Here is a 15,443-nt window from a genome sequence, read left to right as displayed (position 1 = left end):
TCTCGATGCTCGCTCCAAAGGACAATCCGTTTTACCCCCTCCAGAGCGCTGATAGACGTGGCGTTCAACCACCACTTCTCCATACGGCGTTTGATACCCTTTCGGCTGCTTACCTTTGGTTCGCATCACCGCTCCTGCGATCTCGATAGCAGAGCCATCGGTGTCCAAATACTCAAGCGCCGCTGCGGTCGCAATCCGACCCGCAGCGTTGAGGCTTTCCTGAATGCTCTCTTCACTCGTGAGTAGTGAACGACTCAGTTCGAGGGTGACTTCTATCTTCACTTGTGTCCCGGACTGACTTAACAATTGAGCGCTCATACTCACCCCTCTTGGTTGCATCACTGAGGTAATATCATGATTGAATGATTAAATCAAGTAGAGGTCGCACCCGTTAAGATTAACTTAGTCATACACTAGGGCAACTGCATCTAAAACTTAACTTCGGCTTTCAGATCTGACGAGCTAACGGTCGCGTTCAGCGTCGGACAGTAATCTTTGCATCATCACCGAAACCTTAATACCGCCCGCTGCAACACGGTTGTTAGGTTGCGCGACGATCCGAAGTTTATGGGATCATTCATCGCTGCTGAGATCTAAAAGTCTAAATATAGAATTTAGATCACTCGGTTGCAAGACCCATCTATAAGCGGGATGGACTTCCCAGTCAAATCCGAAATCAACAAATGTAGAACTTAGATATCTATTTTCTTCAAAATATCTCCTAGTGATTTGACCATCATTCGTCTCACGTCGCGCTGTCAGGAAATTAATCTTGTACAAAAAAGCTGCCAAGTCTTTAGGTTTAACAGTCGATTTGCTGTTGGCGAACCTAAAATCATGATTTTGACTTATGTTCTGAATTTTCTGAAGGAGCGCATCTGTTTTGTATACATAACTTTGCTGCGTTGTCCTCTCTTTCTGCGTTGGCCGCATATTCATTAAGAGTTTATCGATTTCTGGAAGTTCAGAACGATACTCATTTATCGTATCTTGAATTCTTCCCTGAGAGTATTCCTCAAACACAGCCTGGAAATCTGTTGTTTGAATCAAAGGGGATCGCCTTTCATACGATTTCCTAGCGGCTAATGTGCAGAGCTTAACTAAATCACGAGGTCTTTTTCTAATTAATGACATCAAGACTCTGTGAATCGGAGCATTTTCCCATTTGCCTACACCAGTGAAGCGTGGTTCCATTACACCTGAGAGATATCTGCTTGCCAACTCTATCTGAGATGTCTTTAATAATTGTGATTCATTTACCGTTCTCCCAAAATATGTTTCCATTCGTTTAATAAGGACGACAAAGATTTCATGATTTGTCCAAGACTGCCAAATCACTGAGCCTTCGATTTTATCTGTTGATTCATCTGAAGTTCTGACTAAATAGTAAACGTCTGCCCTTAGAGAAACCTTAAAAATAACACCACGGCTATCTCGGCTAATATCTCGAACCGAGTTTAAGAGAGAAGATATTTGTGTTATGTCCTCTCTTTTGCCTTGCCATCCTCTGTCTAAATCATCAATATAAATTGATATTTTTCCTGTTTCTAAAAATCTTTCAATAAAATCTCGCTTGGAAGCATCGTAATTTTTACTATTAATGGCATCTTTAAAGTAATCCGAGATAAAGTCAACAATCTTAAAACTGTAATCCTCAAATCCAGCCATTGCTTCTTTTAAGGATTTCCCTCGAATTCCAATAAAATTCAATGCCTTCTGAACAATTACCTTACTCAATCCATGCGTCCAACTTCTGACTCTGCTCAGAAAGTCTTTCTGCTCTATTGTTAAATCAGCAATATCGTTGGGTTGGATTAAAATACACAGGTTTTTCTGATCCTCGCCTTCTGTAATTGCCATTTTAAAGAGAGCTGATTTTCCAATCCCTTTGTGACCAACCAGAATACGAATTCCTTGGTCAGCAGTTACTTGCTCATACGAAGTCCCCTTGAAATAATACTCTTTTAAACGACCTGGATCTTCATCCTCTGCTGCTTCGTGCCCAAACAAACCCTGAATGGTTGATTCTGTAAACTCTAGTTTTGCAGTCATTTTTACTTGCTCCTTACAAAAAAACTTTAATGTATATCTAGGAACACTAACGCCAACATTCCTTAGCTGGGTTTCAATCCTTTTGCTTGTAGTAGATTAGTATCTGTAAATTTAGTCGCTATAGTTGAGGCATTCGTGAAATCTGCTTGTGAGAGATTCGCTCTAGTGAACTCTGCCGCGTCTAAATTAGCTTTAGAGAAACACGCACCTACTAAATTTGAACCTGTAAAATCAGATAATTCCAGATTTGAACCTGTAAAATCTGCTTCTCGTAGGTTTGATCTGACAAAATTTTCTTTTCTAAGTATAGAAGATTGGAAGCCTTCGCCCCCTAAATTTGCGCCTTTTAGATATGAAAAGCTAAGATCTAGATTTTTTTGCTTCGGATCTTGAGATATTTTCCGCCGTTTTATAACAGTTAATGCAGCCTGAATCTCCTTAGAAACTGTTTGCTGATTCCCACGATTCTTATCTATCGAAGACCTATGTCTCACGAAGGAACACAGAACTTCCATAACGCTCCAGTGATCTTTTTCAGAATCGCTAGCAATTCTCTCTAAGGCATAGATCCCACCCATGCAAACTTCAGGCTTTTCGCTCCCTAGTTGTTCAATTGCTTTGGTGAATCGCTCGGTAACTTGCTTATCTTCTGTAGCGATTAAATTGCGCCATGTGAAATACACCCCAATCACTAGAACTATCCCCCCTACAGTTTGGGATAAAGTACCAAAAGATTGAGCAAGTGAGGATCGAGTGGCGTTCTCAAGTTCTATGCGCTCTTTGGGAGTCAGAGTTTTCTCAGAAGCAACTCGTAACTGTGGCAGTATCCAGAACCCCCATGTCCCAGCGACGAAAACGCCCATCAATAAAAATATAGCCGCCGTGTATACAACCAAGAAATACGAAGAACGTTTATACACTCTATTTATCCATTGTTCGACATTGAAAGAACTCAATCTCTGACAGATAAGCTTGAACTGCGACCCTAACCAACAGCCTAAGCAACCTAACTTCTTAGTAGAGAGAAAGTTTCCGTACATCATGCCAAAACTGGTGAATAGGCAGATGATTTCCGCATAACACCCCGAATCAGACAGATAGGCAGAATCTTTCTGCATAGTAGGCTCATTTGGATGGAGATGCGAAAAGATTCTACCTATTTGTAGATTCAGTCTGGCTGTCGGCGTATAGGTTCCCTGCGCTGGGGATGGTTGCCCCGACATTGCCTGTAATCTGGCTGGTGCAGTCAATTTTTGATGCGATCGCCCTAACTCAAAAACCACTTCAGGTAGCAAGGCGATCTCAATCTCCTGTGACAATCTTCGGCACTTTAAAGAACTCGCCTTCGCGATCGGGCGCACCCTCCAAAATGTCTTCACGAGGATAGGGCTGCTGACGATCGACGCGCACTACATTGCTGACCTCGATCGCGCGGGTCGTCGGCTGCACATTCGTGACATCTAACTCACTCAGCAACTCAAAATAATCCAGAATGCTGCTGAGTTGAGTGGTGAATTTTTCCTCTTCTTCGGGCGTTAGCTGCAAACGAGCGAGATGAGCAACTTTTTGAACCTGGGCACGATCGAGCATGAGCGTTAATGATGAAGTTTGAGTTGAGACAGACCTAAAAGTACACATCCATCGTCGATCGCCCAGTGGTTTTGAGCCAGTTTTGAGCTTCGATGTAGTTGTTAGGCGCTAAATTGATGGCGCGTTTCCAATAGTCAGCAGCTTTTTCAAACAAGGCTTCCGCTTCTTCTGCTTTGCCTTCTTCTTGGGCTTTCTCGCCCAGATAGTGAAAAATGACTGCAATGTTATTGACGGCTTGAGGCAAGCGAGGATTGAGTTCGATCGCCTGGTGATAATATTCCAGCGCTTTTTCGTGTTCACCATTGCTGGCGTGAATCAAGCCAATGTTATAGAGAATATAGCTACGATCGTTTTCGTCATCTTCGAGCGTCAGCGCTTCGTAGTAGTTTTCTAATGCCTCAGCATATTCGCCATCGGCCTGAGCAGACATGCCATCTCGATAATAGGCAAAGGCTTCTTTCTCTCGTTTGCTTGCCGGAAAAACCTTCAAGATGAGATCTGCCATCACCGTGAAGCTTTTGTCAATGAAATTGTCGTTGCGTTGAGTTCTAGGCATATAGCGCTCGGTAGAGGATTGAAACGGTTAGGTTGTGCAGCTTCCAGACACTTATTGTAGTTTACCGCCTCGACAGATTCTAAAGTTTGAAGTTTGAAGTTTAAATTGACTCTCCTAGTTCTCGATTTCGCTTTCTTATACTAGAGAGATAGCTCTATTCGGGGAACGCGCATGGATTCTAATCTGACTCCCGATCCCGCCATTGTTAAAGCCGTTGAGCGGCTCGATTATCGGGTCACGGTTGGCGATGTTGCGGCTCAAGCTGGGCTAGATGTCAATCTAGCAGAGCGAGGACTGCTCGTGCTGGCTTCTGCGGCAGGGGGGCAACTTCAAGTCGCAGAGTCGGGCGAAGTCGTCTATTTGTTTTCTCAAGATTTTCAGACCGTTCTTCGCAATAAGTTTTTTCAGCTTCAGGTGAAAGAATGGCTTGATCGCATCTGGCAATCGGTGTTTTACCTGATTCGTATTTCCTTTGGAATTGTGTTGATGGTGCTGATTGCGCTGGCGATCGTGGCGATCATTATCCTCGTTCTCGCAGTTAACTCCAGTCGAGACGATAACAATGATAACGGTGGCGGAATCGGGATGCCAAACATGGGGTTTCCTGACCTTTTTTGGATTTTCTATCCCAATTATTACGATCGCTACGATCGTCCGTCTCCTCGCCGTCGCAATCAAGGCACCACCGGCGACATCAACTTTCTAGAAGCCGTTTTTTCCTTCTTATTTGGGGATGGCAACCCCAACGCAGACTTAGAAGAACGGCGCTGGCAAGCGATCGCGACGGTGATTCGCAACAATCGAGGTGCAGTCATTGCTGAACAAGTCGCCCCCTTTTTAGATGACGTGGGCACTGGCTACGACCAGGAGTATGAGCAGTATATGCTGCCTGTGTTAGCGCGGTTTAACGGGCGACCAGAAGTTAGCCCAGAGGGGCAGATCGTCTATCACTTTCCTGACTTGCAAACGACGGTGGTTGAGCCGCGCCGCAAGTCTGTTGCCGATTATCTGCAAGAATATCGCTATGTGTTTAGCCGCGCCAGCCGTGGGCAGAAGATCGCTGCCGCTTCGCTGGGTGCTTTGCTATTGGCGTTGGCGATCGTGCTCAATGTCTGGCTCTCAGGTGGAATCGCGCTGGTTGGTGCGGCTGATACCTTTGTGAGAGCGATCGCGGTTCTCTCTCTGGGCTACAGCGCTGCTTATCTATCGGTTCCGCTCATCCGCAATTTTTGGATTGGGCTTCGCAATCGCAAAATCAGCGATCGCAATGGAGAACGTCAGCAACGGGCACGGCTGTTAGAGCAAGCCGATCCGACGATCGCGCAAAAACTCTCTTATGCTCAACAGTTTGCGGCTGAAACGGTGATTCATGACGATGATCTGATCTACACAACTGAACGAGATTTAATTGATCAAGAGAGCGATCGATCGGCTCAAATCGATGCTGAATGGCAAAAACGGCTGGAGAGCGAATAACGGCGCTGTTGCCTCTGCTAGACTGCGTTTCAGGCAAATGGGTATCATCAGATTTAGGGGTTATTTGATTAGTCGCCCGATATCTGCGGCGGCGATCGCTCAATTTCTCAAAGAGTCCCTGCCTCTTAGTAAATAGCGATGACCCTTAGTTAAACACGTCTAAAATTTTGCGGCAAAACCCTTTTAGGCTCTCGCAAATCTCTGGGGTTGGGCTGCTAGTGCCTTCAAAGCCCCAGTTTTGCACCGTTGAAAACCGCCACTGCTTACCCTGATGATCAAATCCTGCGGCTTCGACTCCGATCGCTCGACGAGTCTCAACTTCTAAGTCTTGATGAAACCGGATCTGCACCAAAACGCTGCGGCTTTGAAACAGGCGACTGCGACCCGGAAAGTGAAACCCAATGTCGATCGAGTCAGGATCAACCAGTTCTCGCGTGTCTAGATCATTTGCCCAGGGTTTTAAGTCTGCCCGCGCATCGGGAAACTCAGCTTTAAAGAGATTGACCACTGTTGCAATTTTGCTAGCAGTTTCAAGGGTTGTTGCTTGTTCTGCTGCGTTCACTCCCCGCTCTCCTTGCCTTTGGTTTCGATGCCTGTAGCCTGAAATTTACGCTTTTTTACCATCATAATCAAGCCCCGATCGCTAGACAGTACCGATTGATACAACGATGGGTTCTGAATTGAAATAGTCTTTGCGATCGCCAGCTAATAATTTTGCTTGACAGATTTGGGCGATAAACTGCTAGAATACTATTCGGTAACGCGATGGGGCGTCGCCAAGTGGTAAGGCACCGGGTTTTGGTCCCGGCACTCCTAGGTTCGAATCCTAGCGCCCCAGTTTAAACAAATTCTTCACAGTGCCAAGATGTTGCCGGAGATCTATCGTCAACGTTATCGAGACTTTCGGCAGATTCTAGAACGGCTGCAAGCTCTGATCTCCCAGCCAGAACTTGATCACCCGACTTTGAAGGCGGACGCTCTGATCGTTCAGCAGTTTTTTCAAGATCAAGTGAGAAGTTTAGATTTAGAAGCACTAGATTTAACTGCGGGGCAGCGATCGCACTCATTTCACGTCGAGATCAACAAACAACTGCGGCTCTTAGCAATGGATGTGATGTTCTTGCAAACGGCAAAACAATCTGCCACAAGCCAGCAAAGGTTAAGACAGGTGCGCGATCGGATCAGCACACTCATTCGCTATTGCAATGCACTATTGCAAGAAGAATAATCAATATTCTCGCTCAGTTGCTAAAACGCGACAAGAGCTTGATTAAATAGAGATCGTCGCATTGAGAGCAACGCTGTGCAATGTCCTAAAGATCGCAAGATTGCGCTGGTAGAGGGTGTTTTAGCAGAGCAGCTAAACGTGAAAGCCTGTCCCGATTGCAAAGGAACCTGGATTCCGTCGGAAGACTATCAGACTTGGCAACGTCAGCGATCGCACCCAACCACGGCAGCAGAGCTAGTGCCAGAAATTTTAGATGTAGAGTTTGTGCAGTCGCCCTTTGATGCCAAAGCGTCTCTCTGCCCAGAGTGCCGAAGTTATTTGGCAAGAACTAAAATCGGCATGAAAACCCCTTTTTATGTCGAGCGGTGCCCTAGCTGTGGCGGCATCTGGTGCGATCGTGGCGAGTGGGATGCCTTAGAAAAAATGGGCTTGCACACGGCGATCGAGCAATTATTTACCAGTGAGTGGCAGTCGCTATCCCGCGAACGAGAGCATTTTGCCCAAGAAAAGCAGGCGACCGTCGAAAAACTGGGTGAAGACCTGGCAAGTCAAGTATTTGTTTTGGCTGAAGCGTTGGAGAAAAATCCGAATGGCGATTTTGGCGTAGCTTATTTGATGCGACGGTTTGAAAACATTGTGAAAGCGCAGAAAGCGAAGGCGATCGACAAGCCACGAGATCTGCCATTCGTTTGAATTCGCTGGTAAAGTAGCTAAAAGCACGTCAGTTCGACGGAAGTGGTTAGATTCGATAGTGAATTTGGAAAGCCCCCAGAATCGGGGATTTAGGGGGCAGAAGCCGCTCTTGACGAAGCGAAAAAACTCATCGAACTGACGTTAAAAGCAGAATCGCCTAAAATGAACGAACCTCTTTTTTGCGTTGAGAATCTCCGAGTTGCCTACTCAAAAATTTATGCCAGTTGGGTAGTGGATGATGTGTCATTCACGCTGCAACCGGGCGAACGTTTGGGACTGGTCGGAGAATCGGGCTGTGGCAAGTCAACGCTAGGGCGGGCAGCGATGCGGTTATTGTCTGATGCTGCCAAAATTGAAGGCGAGGTGACGTTTCAGGGGCAGTCAGTTTTTAGGCTTTCGCCCTCACAGTTACAAAAGTTTAGAGGTGAAGCTGTCGCGCTGATTTTTCAAGACCCGATGACGCGACTTGACCCCTTAATGACGATCGGAGATCACTGTCTAGAAACACTCAAATCTCACGAGCCGCATCTCTCGACCAAACAGGCAAAAGCGCGTGCGATCGCTACGCTAGAAGCTGTTAAAATCCCGGCGAGTCGTTGGGGGCAATATCCCCACGAGTTTAGCGGCGGAATGCGGCAACGAGTCGCGATCGCTCTCGCCCTCCTTTTAGATCCCAAACTGATCGTAGCGGATGAGCCAACAACGAGTTTAGATGTCACCGTTTCGGCTCAAATTTTGCAAGAACTGACCCGCTTGTGCAGTCAGCGACAGATGGCGTTGATTTTGATTTCTCACGATTTAGCGATGGTGTCAGAATATTGCGATCGCATCGCTGTCATGTATGCGGGAAAGATTGTTGAAATGGGAACTACACAATCGGTTTTTCAAAACCCGCAGCACGACTATACAAAATCGCTGCTTAACGCTGCCCTTCAGATTCAAAAAGACGACACGGACGATCGGGCGATTCTCAAACAAAACGCGCCGATTTTGCAATTGCAAGACTTAAAGCAACACTACACGCTAGAGCAAAACTTTATTTCGCGACTGTTAAACCAAACCGATCAAACCATTCGAGCGGTGGATGGCATTGACTTAGACCTCTACCCCGGTGAGACGTTGGGATTGGTAGGCGAATCAGGCTGTGGCAAAAGCACGCTGTCTCGCACGATCCTGCAACTGCTGCGTCCAACTTCTGGCAGCGTCAGATTTTTAGATCAGGAGTTGACGAACCTCGATCGCCGATCGCTTCGACAACAACGCCGCCAGATTCAAATGGTGTTTCAAGATCCGTTAGCGTGTTTAAATCCGAGAATGACGATCGGGCAGAGCATTGCCGATCCGCTTTTAATTCATCGGTTAACCACGACTGAAAAAGCCAAGCTCGACGTTGAAGCGATGCTAGAACGAGTTGGCTTAACCCCTGTGGAGGATTTTTACGATCGCTATCCAGCCAAGTTGTCTGGTGGGCAACAGCAGCGAGTCGCGATCGCGCGGGCGCTGATCACTCGTCCAAAATTGCTGATTTGCGATGAACCCGTAAGCATGTTAGACGCGACGGTGCAAACTCAAGTGCTGCAACTGATGCAGGAGTTAAAACGAGAATTTGACTTGACGTATTTATTTATCACGCATGATCTTTGGGTGGCAAGATTTTTCTGCGATCGTATTGCGGTGATGAGTGCGGGCAAAATTGTTGAGTTAGGGCTAACGCAAGAGATTTTTAGCAACCCTCAACACCCTTACACGAAGACACTTTTAGCCGCCGCGCCGCTCCTGAGTCGCATGACGGGGTGAGTAAAGTTCGTGATTTTGGATCGAAATGCTCAAAGCATCGTTCAAAACTAAAACGTTTCTGAATTTCTGCGGTTAGAATGCTCTCTGGTGCCTCATGTCAAACGGCAATTTATGTCAAACACTGAGTCAAAACCTGATGCCTTAGATCAGTTTGTTGAAAAGCTGCTGGTTCGCAGTGTGATTTTACTCGGAATCATTTTTTTGATGATGCACATGCTCGGCAAACGTCCGGCGTTTTGGGTTCCTGACGAGTCAACTGGAGCTAAAACACCGCTCGTCATGCAAGGTGGCGATCCCTATATTCGGGCCCTGATGCGAACGATTTCTGCCAGTGAGTCAAATGTCCGCAATCCCTACGCGGTTCTTTATGGCGGAGAATATGCAACCGATTTGAGCAAGCACCCCGATCGCTGCGTGACGATCGTCGCTGGGCCCAACACAGGCAACTGCACGACGGCTGCTGGGCGCTATCAGTTCATCACCTCGACCTGGCTAGAGCAAGCACGGCACTATCACCCTGAACCGCCGACGCTGTTTTTTTGGCAGGGCTACAGTTTTTCTCCTGAATCTCAAGACGCAGTGGTCTATAAGTGGCTCAGTGATTCTCAAGCGTGGGGCGTTGACCTGCACCAACTGTTAAAGAAAGGACAGATCAACACAGTCTTACAGCGACTTTCGGGCACCTGGACAAGCTTGGGGTATGGCATCGAAGATAATGCCAACACCAGTGAGTTACCGAGTGTCTATCGCCAAATGTTGAAAGAAGAACTGGGGCGATCGGCAAAACTGTAAAAATTCGACGTGGCTGAATGATCGGTAAGGATTGAGCTTTCTCATGGCACAAAGTTCTGTTTTATGATGGCTAGAACTCTGAATAGTGAAGAATCACAGTAATCTTCATCATGATTTCAACTTCCTTTAATGAATTCTCAAAATTTCTTGAGTGATGTATGTCAAAATGTAAAGCGTGTGGATTATCTCTTCTCTAACTAATTCTCTCACTCCTACTGCCGTCGCCCTAGGAAATTTTGATGGCATTCATCAAGGGCACCGACAGGTAATTTTGCCTGTTCTCAATAGCGACTCTCAAACTCGTGCGACTGTCGTTTCTTTCTGCCCGCATCCGAGAGAGTTTTTTAGCGGGCAGCCCCACGCGCTGCTAACGCCTCAGTCTGAAAAAGCACTTCAGCTTCAAATGATCGGGGTTGAGCAGTTGGTCTTGCTGCCGTTTAACCGAGAACTCGCAGCCCTAGACCCGCCGCAGTTTGTCGAAGAAGTTTTGGTGCGGCACCTGCAAGCAAAACAGGTCAGCATTGGGCAAGATTTTCGATTTGGGCACAAGCGATCGGGCACTGCTACTGATCTGTCTGAAATCGCAGCAACTTACGGAATTGGGGTGACCATTGTTCCTCTGCTCACCTTTAAAGGCAAGCGGGTTAGCACGTCAGCGATTCGTGATTCGCTTGAGCAAGGAGATTTGACTATCGCAAACCGCATGCTGGGGCGCTCTTATAGTTTGGTGGGCGAAGTCGTTGAAGGTCAGCAGCTAGGAAGAACGATCGGTTTCCCGACTGCTAATTTACGAGTTCCACCTGAAAAGTTTTTGCCTCGGCAAGGGGTCTATGGAGTGCGCGTGTTTGGTCAAGCGCTCAACCGTGACGAACCCGTCTTGGGCGTGATGAATATTGGTAATCGCCCAACCGTCAACGGAACCCAGCGCACGATCGAGGTTCATCTGCTAGATTGGCAGGGCGATCTCTATGGTCAGACTCTCACCGTAGAGCTTGAGCAATTTATCCGCTCTGAACAAAAATTTTCCTCACTCGATGAGTTAAAAACTCAAATCAAAGCAGATTGTGAAACGGCTAGAGCGATGTTGGTTCCCGTTTTATAACGCTCTGACAGCAAGTGAAAGGGGTCTACGGTCGATGTTCTTGTTTAGTCAAATCGGATGATTCCAGCTATTTTGTTGCGTAGATCGTCTCGCACACGGGCTGTTTCGTTCCCGTTGTCACCGACCACCATGACGATCGCTGTAGCGCGAGGAGTTGTTGCAAAACAGGTGATTGCAGCATAACTTCCGCCACTGGAACCCGCAACCTCATTTTGCGATCGGCGAATGTTCTGGAAATTCAGATTTCGCATTGTGTCATAAGCGAAGTCGAAACAAGTCTTAGTCGAAGCTGTCTTGACCGCTGTTGAACCCCAATATAGATAAGCAGCCTGTGCTGTCTTGGCGGTCGATAGAAAGAATACTCCCATTAAAGACAGGGTTACGCCTGCCGTTGCGATCGCTTTAAATGACTTATTCATTAGGAAACTCCTGTTTAGTTGTTGCTGTGTTTTTTCAAGATCTTCTTTGTAGACGCTGCTTAGTGGAGCAAAATCGGCGGACTCGCATCAATAGTTACAAAGGGCATAGAGAAACTCAAGAAGGCAATGAATGCGTCATCTTCCTCAAGCTGCGAGGTCTGCCAACACCAAACCCAAACAAGGTATCGCGATCCCGGAACCATATTTATAAGCGCGGGTGCGAGTGGCACAGTCCCCAGTCCAAAAGCCGGCGACGCAGCCTCTGCAATTCGACCACTGCCCTTTTGACCTGAAAACGTGGTCATGCCGCTGGCGCTCCAAAGCACGGGCTGGCGTGACATTGTTGGCTGCGGCTCTGAGTTGGTGTAAATCGTGATGCCCATGCCGCCCCTGCTCCGAGCAAAAGGCAGGTTCTCGAATGCGCTCCAGTTCCAGTCATAGGTGCCTTGGGGCGTGATTGCTGCAAGTACTGGTTCGTTTGTGGTCAAGTAGAAGCCGATACCTGCTGCGGAAAAGCCATTGCGCTTTGGAATAGTGATTGCTTTGCCGTCTACACGACCTCCAAATGAAAAGCCGTTTCCTTCAGACCATTCCCGATCGTAAGGCGGTCCAAAAACTCTAGTGCCACTCGGCACAGTAAAGTCGAACGTCTTCACCGTACTAGCGATGTCTACACTTAGCCGCTCTACGAAATGCTTTTCTAACTGGTGTCGCGTCCGCAGTCCGCCAAACTCACGAACCTCGTCACGAGGCTGTGCGGCGGCTTCTGCTGCATCTGTGTCGTCATACATTTCGCTGATGTGACGATCGAGTTCCGAAGTCACATGAGCAGAAATGAGCGATGTATCGCGATCGCCGTCTGTATCTGCGATCGCACTGCGTTCTATGCTAAAGCGCTGTCCTTCGCTGATCCTTTGTTCGATATGTCTTTTAATTTCATCGTACATGATTTTCTCCTATTCGACATAGTAGCTGTCTTCTTACAGGTATCTCTCGACCCCAGCACCAACACCAGAACAATGTTTACTAAAGTGACAACCAGAGTTAGTAGGAGATTGGACAAGATGAGAATTTCATGTTGCAGGTTCTAACGGATTGACTATTATCAATCGGGTGATTGATAACATTCGATGCAGAGGAATTTTGTGGCGATCGCTGATTCCCATCCTTCGATTCAAGAGTCCTACCTTCCAACAGTTCAGACCCTCTAGCTAACCCTTTTCTATGCGTTTCAACAGGAAAGTGAGTTTGAGTAATTCCTGCCAGCACGACTACTGGAATTGCAACTGTGCCTAACAGACCTAACAAAACCTTTAACGATATGAGTGATTTCATCATCGCCTCCGTTATGGGTTGTATAGCATTCAATCAGCCGTTGATTGTTGTTCTCTTGTACTCTGCGATTTGAGAAGAGGTTGGGTTGATGTCAAGAAACCCAACCTACAAGAGCAGCGGTCGCTTGCAAAGTTTTGCAATACCGTCAGAGCATTTAATACAGCTTAGAAACGTCCGATCCAGTAACGAATCCAATAGTTCCAGGTTGAAAAACCAATGCCAGTTTCTTTTGCATTCCATTGGTGAAATGACCAACCACGGGGCACATTTCCAACAAACATCGTATTTCGGTTCGTGCCAAGTTCATCATCTTGATCCAACACCATAAACGTTCTAATAGCATCCAGAGGGAGGCTTGCTGCCGCGAAAAGCGGATTTGGCATGGCAGTTACAGCCTGATCCACCAATGTCCTTGCTTGGTCATATCGGCTAACATCTTTTACAGCATCTTCATCAAAAACAATCATCTCAATCTGCAAAGGACTGTTATCAGGCACCTCCTTATCAAATACAATTCCACCTCCAAAGTTAAACTTGCGTGTTTCATTCGTGTTAATGCTGATGGGGCGGGTAACAAATCCGCCTGAAGTTTGACCACTAAAGGTTCTAATTGCGCCAACAACATAGAGTTCATCTGCACCTGTAACATCCTCGGTGTCATAGCAAATCGCTTCGTCGATCGAGACAATGATTCTAGACATAAGTCCTCTATTTTTTGAATTTACTGAAGAAATGAAAGTGATACGAGATGAAAGCATATAATTGGTACGTAATAATTGACCTAAATTAGGCTTTCATTTCTCGCTTCATGTCTACTATGGTTACCGATCAGAATTCGATTTGATAACTGGGAAAATTCTGGAAGTGACTACTAAGAAATTAGAAAAAGTTGGCTCGCAAATTGAAAAAGTCAGGAGCAAAAATCGCTTTTGAAGCGAAAAGTCTGGAAAAGTCAGGTGAAGTTACCCAATTGCCTCATCAATGAATCCTTGATATAACCAAGGGTATTCCTCTTGTTGCTCTAAGCCATGAACGCTGAACCAGAACTGTCTTGGGAGCAAACTCAAAATCTGGTCAATGCACTGGTATTCAAAGATACTGGGAAGCATCTCAGCGACATTGAAATAGAGGTACTGCAAGGTGCATGGGAAGGCAAAAGTTACGATGATATTGCCAAACAATTGATGATGAGTGTTAGCTACATCAACAAAGATGTCGGCTATCGGCTGTGGAAGAAACTTTCGGCAGCACTTGGAGAAGAAGTCACGAAGAAGAGCTTCCGGCAAGCACTGAAGCGAGAATGGCAAAAGCAAACCATTCCGATCGCCGACTCTGCAACGTCAACCGCCCCGATCGCAACGACCCTAGAATTTCCAGAAGGCTCCGTAGCGCTGAACTCTCTGTTTTATGTAGAACGTCCTGCCATTGAATCAGACTGCTACAAGGAGATTGTTAAGCCCGGTGCCCTGATCCGAATTAGAGCGCCGAGACGCATGGGAAAAACATCGCTACTCAACAGAATTTTGGCTCATGCGGCTCAACGGGGCGATCGTACTGTGCGAATCAATCTACGCAACGCTGAGAAAACAGTTTTTACACACCTGGACAAGTTTTTACGATGGCTGTGCGCCAATGTGAGCCGAGAACTTAACCTGGAGCCGAGACTCAATGACTATTGGGATGAAGAGATTGGCAGCAAGGTAAGCTGCACAGGCTACTTCCAGTCCTATCTGTTGGCACAAATAGAAACCAACCTGGTATTAGGATTAGACGAGATCGACACGGTGTTTAATTACCCCGATATTGCCGAAGATTTTCTGGCGTTGCTGCGAGAATGGCACGAGGAAGCGATGATTCAGCAACCTTGGCAACGGCTGCGGCTGGTTGTGGCTCACTCAACAGAAGCATACCTCTCGTTAAATATTCATCAATCTCCCTTTAATGTTGGCTTCCCATTGCGGTTGTCGCCGTTCAATTCAACCCAAGTTGAAACATTAGCTCAATTACATGGGCTGCTGTGGACTCCAGCAGAAACCCGACAATTAACCGCGATGGTCGGTGGGCATCCCTATCTGATTCGACTCGCCCTCTACTACCTTTCTCGTCAATTAGTCACCCTGGCACAACTGTTGCAAGATGCACCAACCCATGCCGGGATTTATAGTGACCATTTGCGGGGTTACTTAGGGCATTTAAAACAGCAGCCAGAGTTAGCATCCGCCTTGAAACAAGTGGTGACTGCCCCAGATTCTGTGCGCTTAGACTCAGTGCCTGTCTATCAGTTAGACAGTATGGGACTCGTCCATCTCAATGGCAATCAGATTTCACCGAGCTGTGAGCTATATCGTCAATATTTCAGCGACAATCTGATCTAGGTGACACGATCGTTAACGCAGGCAACAT

General features: G+C 46.8%; 15 protein-coding genes, 1 tRNA gene and 1 pseudogene. 8 read left to right on the top strand and 9 right to left on the bottom strand.

Features of this window, described 5'->3' with window-relative positions:
- The 5 genes and pseudogenes from BRW63_RS06930 to BRW63_RS06910 all read right to left on the bottom strand — a co-directional run.
- A pseudogene (locus BRW63_RS06930) lies at nucleotides 1-318 on the bottom strand (ISKra4 family transposase); the annotation flags it as partial.
- A 255-nt stretch (nucleotides 319-573) separates the two neighbouring features.
- Nucleotides 574-2,052 (bottom strand): P-loop ATPase, Sll1717 family, encoded by a 1,479-nt coding sequence (locus tag BRW63_RS06925; RefSeq protein WP_073070175.1) that lies wholly within the window; start codon nucleotides 2,050-2,052, stop codon nucleotides 574-576.
- A gap of 62 nt (nucleotides 2,053-2,114) precedes the next feature.
- Nucleotides 2,115-3,170 (bottom strand): pentapeptide repeat-containing protein, encoded by a 1,056-nt coding sequence (locus BRW63_RS06920; protein WP_181314357.1) that lies wholly within the window; start codon nucleotides 3,168-3,170, stop codon nucleotides 2,115-2,117.
- 184 nt (nucleotides 3,171-3,354) lie between these two features.
- Nucleotides 3,355-3,642: an Asp-tRNA(Asn)/Glu-tRNA(Gln) amidotransferase subunit GatC gene (gatC, locus tag BRW63_RS06915; RefSeq protein ID WP_073070173.1), complete on the bottom strand. Its 288-nt coding sequence runs from the start codon at nucleotides 3,640-3,642 to the stop codon at nucleotides 3,355-3,357.
- Nucleotides 3,643-3,676: 34 nt separating this feature from the next.
- Nucleotides 3,677-4,198, bottom strand: a complete 522-nt coding sequence (locus BRW63_RS06910; RefSeq protein WP_073070172.1) for a photosystem I assembly protein Ycf3 — start codon at nucleotides 4,196-4,198, stop codon at nucleotides 3,677-3,679.
- A gap of 171 nt (nucleotides 4,199-4,369) precedes the next feature.
- Here BRW63_RS06910 and BRW63_RS06905 point away from each other — a divergent pair, with 171 nt between their 5' ends.
- Complete coding sequence (locus tag BRW63_RS06905) at nucleotides 4,370-5,674, top strand: hypothetical protein (RefSeq protein ID WP_073070171.1); 1,305 nt, start codon at nucleotides 4,370-4,372, stop codon at nucleotides 5,672-5,674.
- 145 nt (nucleotides 5,675-5,819) lie between these two features.
- On the opposite strand, the gene BRW63_RS06900 is transcribed toward BRW63_RS06905, so the two are convergent.
- A complete protein-coding gene (locus tag BRW63_RS06900; protein ID WP_073070170.1) occupies nucleotides 5,820-6,236 on the bottom strand; it encodes a hypothetical protein in 417 nt (138 codons plus the stop codon).
- Between the two features lie 204 nt (nucleotides 6,237-6,440).
- Between BRW63_RS06900 and BRW63_RS06895 the strand changes: the two genes are divergently transcribed.
- The 6 genes from BRW63_RS06895 to BRW63_RS06870 all read left to right on the top strand — a co-directional run bounded on the left by BRW63_RS06895 (nucleotide 6,441) and on the right by BRW63_RS06870 (nucleotide 11,286).
- Nucleotides 6,441-6,512, top strand: a tRNA-Gln gene (locus BRW63_RS06895).
- A 27-nt stretch (nucleotides 6,513-6,539) separates the two neighbouring features.
- On the top strand, nucleotides 6,540-6,902 hold the full coding sequence (gene patD / locus BRW63_RS06890) for a heterocyst frequency control protein PatD (protein WP_073070169.1): 363 nt from the start codon (nucleotides 6,540-6,542) through the stop codon (nucleotides 6,900-6,902).
- A gap of 75 nt (nucleotides 6,903-6,977) precedes the next feature.
- Nucleotides 6,978-7,595, top strand: a complete 618-nt coding sequence (locus BRW63_RS06885) for a TFIIB-type zinc ribbon-containing protein (protein ID WP_073070168.1) — start codon at nucleotides 6,978-6,980, stop codon at nucleotides 7,593-7,595.
- Between the two features lie 162 nt (nucleotides 7,596-7,757).
- A complete protein-coding gene (locus BRW63_RS06880) occupies nucleotides 7,758-9,392 on the top strand; it encodes a dipeptide ABC transporter ATP-binding protein (RefSeq protein WP_073070167.1) in 1,635 nt (544 codons plus the stop codon).
- A 111-nt stretch (nucleotides 9,393-9,503) separates the two neighbouring features.
- Complete coding sequence (locus BRW63_RS06875) at nucleotides 9,504-10,184, top strand: glycoside hydrolase family 24 protein (RefSeq protein WP_073070166.1); 681 nt, start codon at nucleotides 9,504-9,506, stop codon at nucleotides 10,182-10,184.
- Nucleotides 10,185-10,359: 175 nt separating this feature from the next.
- Nucleotides 10,360-11,286, top strand: a complete 927-nt coding sequence (locus tag BRW63_RS06870) for a bifunctional riboflavin kinase/FAD synthetase (RefSeq protein ID WP_073070165.1) — start codon at nucleotides 10,360-10,362, stop codon at nucleotides 11,284-11,286.
- A 44-nt stretch (nucleotides 11,287-11,330) separates the two neighbouring features.
- On the opposite strand, the gene BRW63_RS06865 is transcribed toward BRW63_RS06870, so the two are convergent.
- From BRW63_RS06865 to BRW63_RS06855, 3 genes are all read right to left on the bottom strand, one after another.
- Nucleotides 11,331-11,705, bottom strand: a complete 375-nt coding sequence (locus tag BRW63_RS06865) for a hypothetical protein (RefSeq protein ID WP_073070164.1) — start codon at nucleotides 11,703-11,705, stop codon at nucleotides 11,331-11,333.
- 59 nt (nucleotides 11,706-11,764) lie between these two features.
- Nucleotides 11,765-12,652: a hypothetical protein gene (locus BRW63_RS06860; protein WP_073070163.1), complete on the bottom strand. Its 888-nt coding sequence runs from the start codon at nucleotides 12,650-12,652 to the stop codon at nucleotides 11,765-11,767.
- 552 nt (nucleotides 12,653-13,204) lie between these two features.
- Nucleotides 13,205-13,741 carry a hypothetical protein gene (locus BRW63_RS06855; RefSeq protein ID WP_073070162.1) on the bottom strand — a complete coding sequence of 179 codons (537 nt, stop codon included), beginning with the start codon at nucleotides 13,739-13,741 and terminating at the stop codon, nucleotides 13,205-13,207.
- A gap of 327 nt (nucleotides 13,742-14,068) precedes the next feature.
- Here BRW63_RS06855 and BRW63_RS06850 point away from each other — a divergent pair, with 327 nt between their 5' ends.
- A complete protein-coding gene (locus BRW63_RS06850) occupies nucleotides 14,069-15,415 on the top strand; it encodes an AAA-like domain-containing protein (protein WP_073070161.1) in 1,347 nt (448 codons plus the stop codon).
- Nucleotides 15,416-15,443 lie beyond the last annotated feature (28 nt).

This window comes from Phormidesmis priestleyi ULC007 (assembly GCF_001895925.1).
In the GTDB taxonomy this organism is placed as follows: domain Bacteria; phylum Cyanobacteriota; class Cyanobacteriia; order Leptolyngbyales; family Leptolyngbyaceae; genus Phormidesmis_A; species Phormidesmis_A priestleyi_A.
This window is presented reverse-complemented; position numbering and strand designations above follow the sequence as displayed.

What these genes read in the sequence shown, in the direction of transcription:
- BRW63_RS06925 (WP_073070175.1), bottom strand. Translation starts at nt 2,052, where the DNA reads ATGACTGCAAAACTAGAGTTTACAGAATCAACCATTCAGGGTTTGTTT.
- BRW63_RS06920 (WP_181314357.1), bottom strand. Translation starts at nt 3,170, where the DNA reads ATGCAGAAAGATTCTGCCTATCTGTCTGATTCGGGGTGTTATGCGGAA.
- gatC (WP_073070173.1), bottom strand. Translation starts at nt 3,642, where the DNA reads ATGCTCGATCGTGCCCAGGTTCAAAAAGTTGCTCATCTCGCTCGTTTG.
- BRW63_RS06910 (WP_073070172.1), bottom strand. Translation starts at nt 4,198, where the DNA reads ATGCCTAGAACTCAACGCAACGACAATTTCATTGACAAAAGCTTCACG.
- BRW63_RS06905 (WP_073070171.1), top strand. Translation starts at nt 4,370, where the DNA reads ATGGATTCTAATCTGACTCCCGATCCCGCCATTGTTAAAGCCGTTGAG.
- patD (WP_073070169.1), top strand. Translation starts at nt 6,540, where the DNA reads ATGTTGCCGGAGATCTATCGTCAACGTTATCGAGACTTTCGGCAGATT.
- BRW63_RS06880 (WP_073070167.1), top strand. Translation starts at nt 7,758, where the DNA reads ATGAACGAACCTCTTTTTTGCGTTGAGAATCTCCGAGTTGCCTACTCA.
- BRW63_RS06875 (WP_073070166.1), top strand. Translation starts at nt 9,504, where the DNA reads ATGTCAAACACTGAGTCAAAACCTGATGCCTTAGATCAGTTTGTTGAA.
- BRW63_RS06865 (WP_073070164.1), bottom strand. Translation starts at nt 11,705, where the DNA reads ATGAATAAGTCATTTAAAGCGATCGCAACGGCAGGCGTAACCCTGTCT.
- BRW63_RS06860 (WP_073070163.1), bottom strand. Translation starts at nt 12,652, where the DNA reads ATGTACGATGAAATTAAAAGACATATCGAACAAAGGATCAGCGAAGGA.
- BRW63_RS06855 (WP_073070162.1), bottom strand. Translation starts at nt 13,741, where the DNA reads ATGTCTAGAATCATTGTCTCGATCGACGAAGCGATTTGCTATGACACC.
- BRW63_RS06850 (WP_073070161.1), top strand. Translation starts at nt 14,069, where the DNA reads ATGAACGCTGAACCAGAACTGTCTTGGGAGCAAACTCAAAATCTGGTC.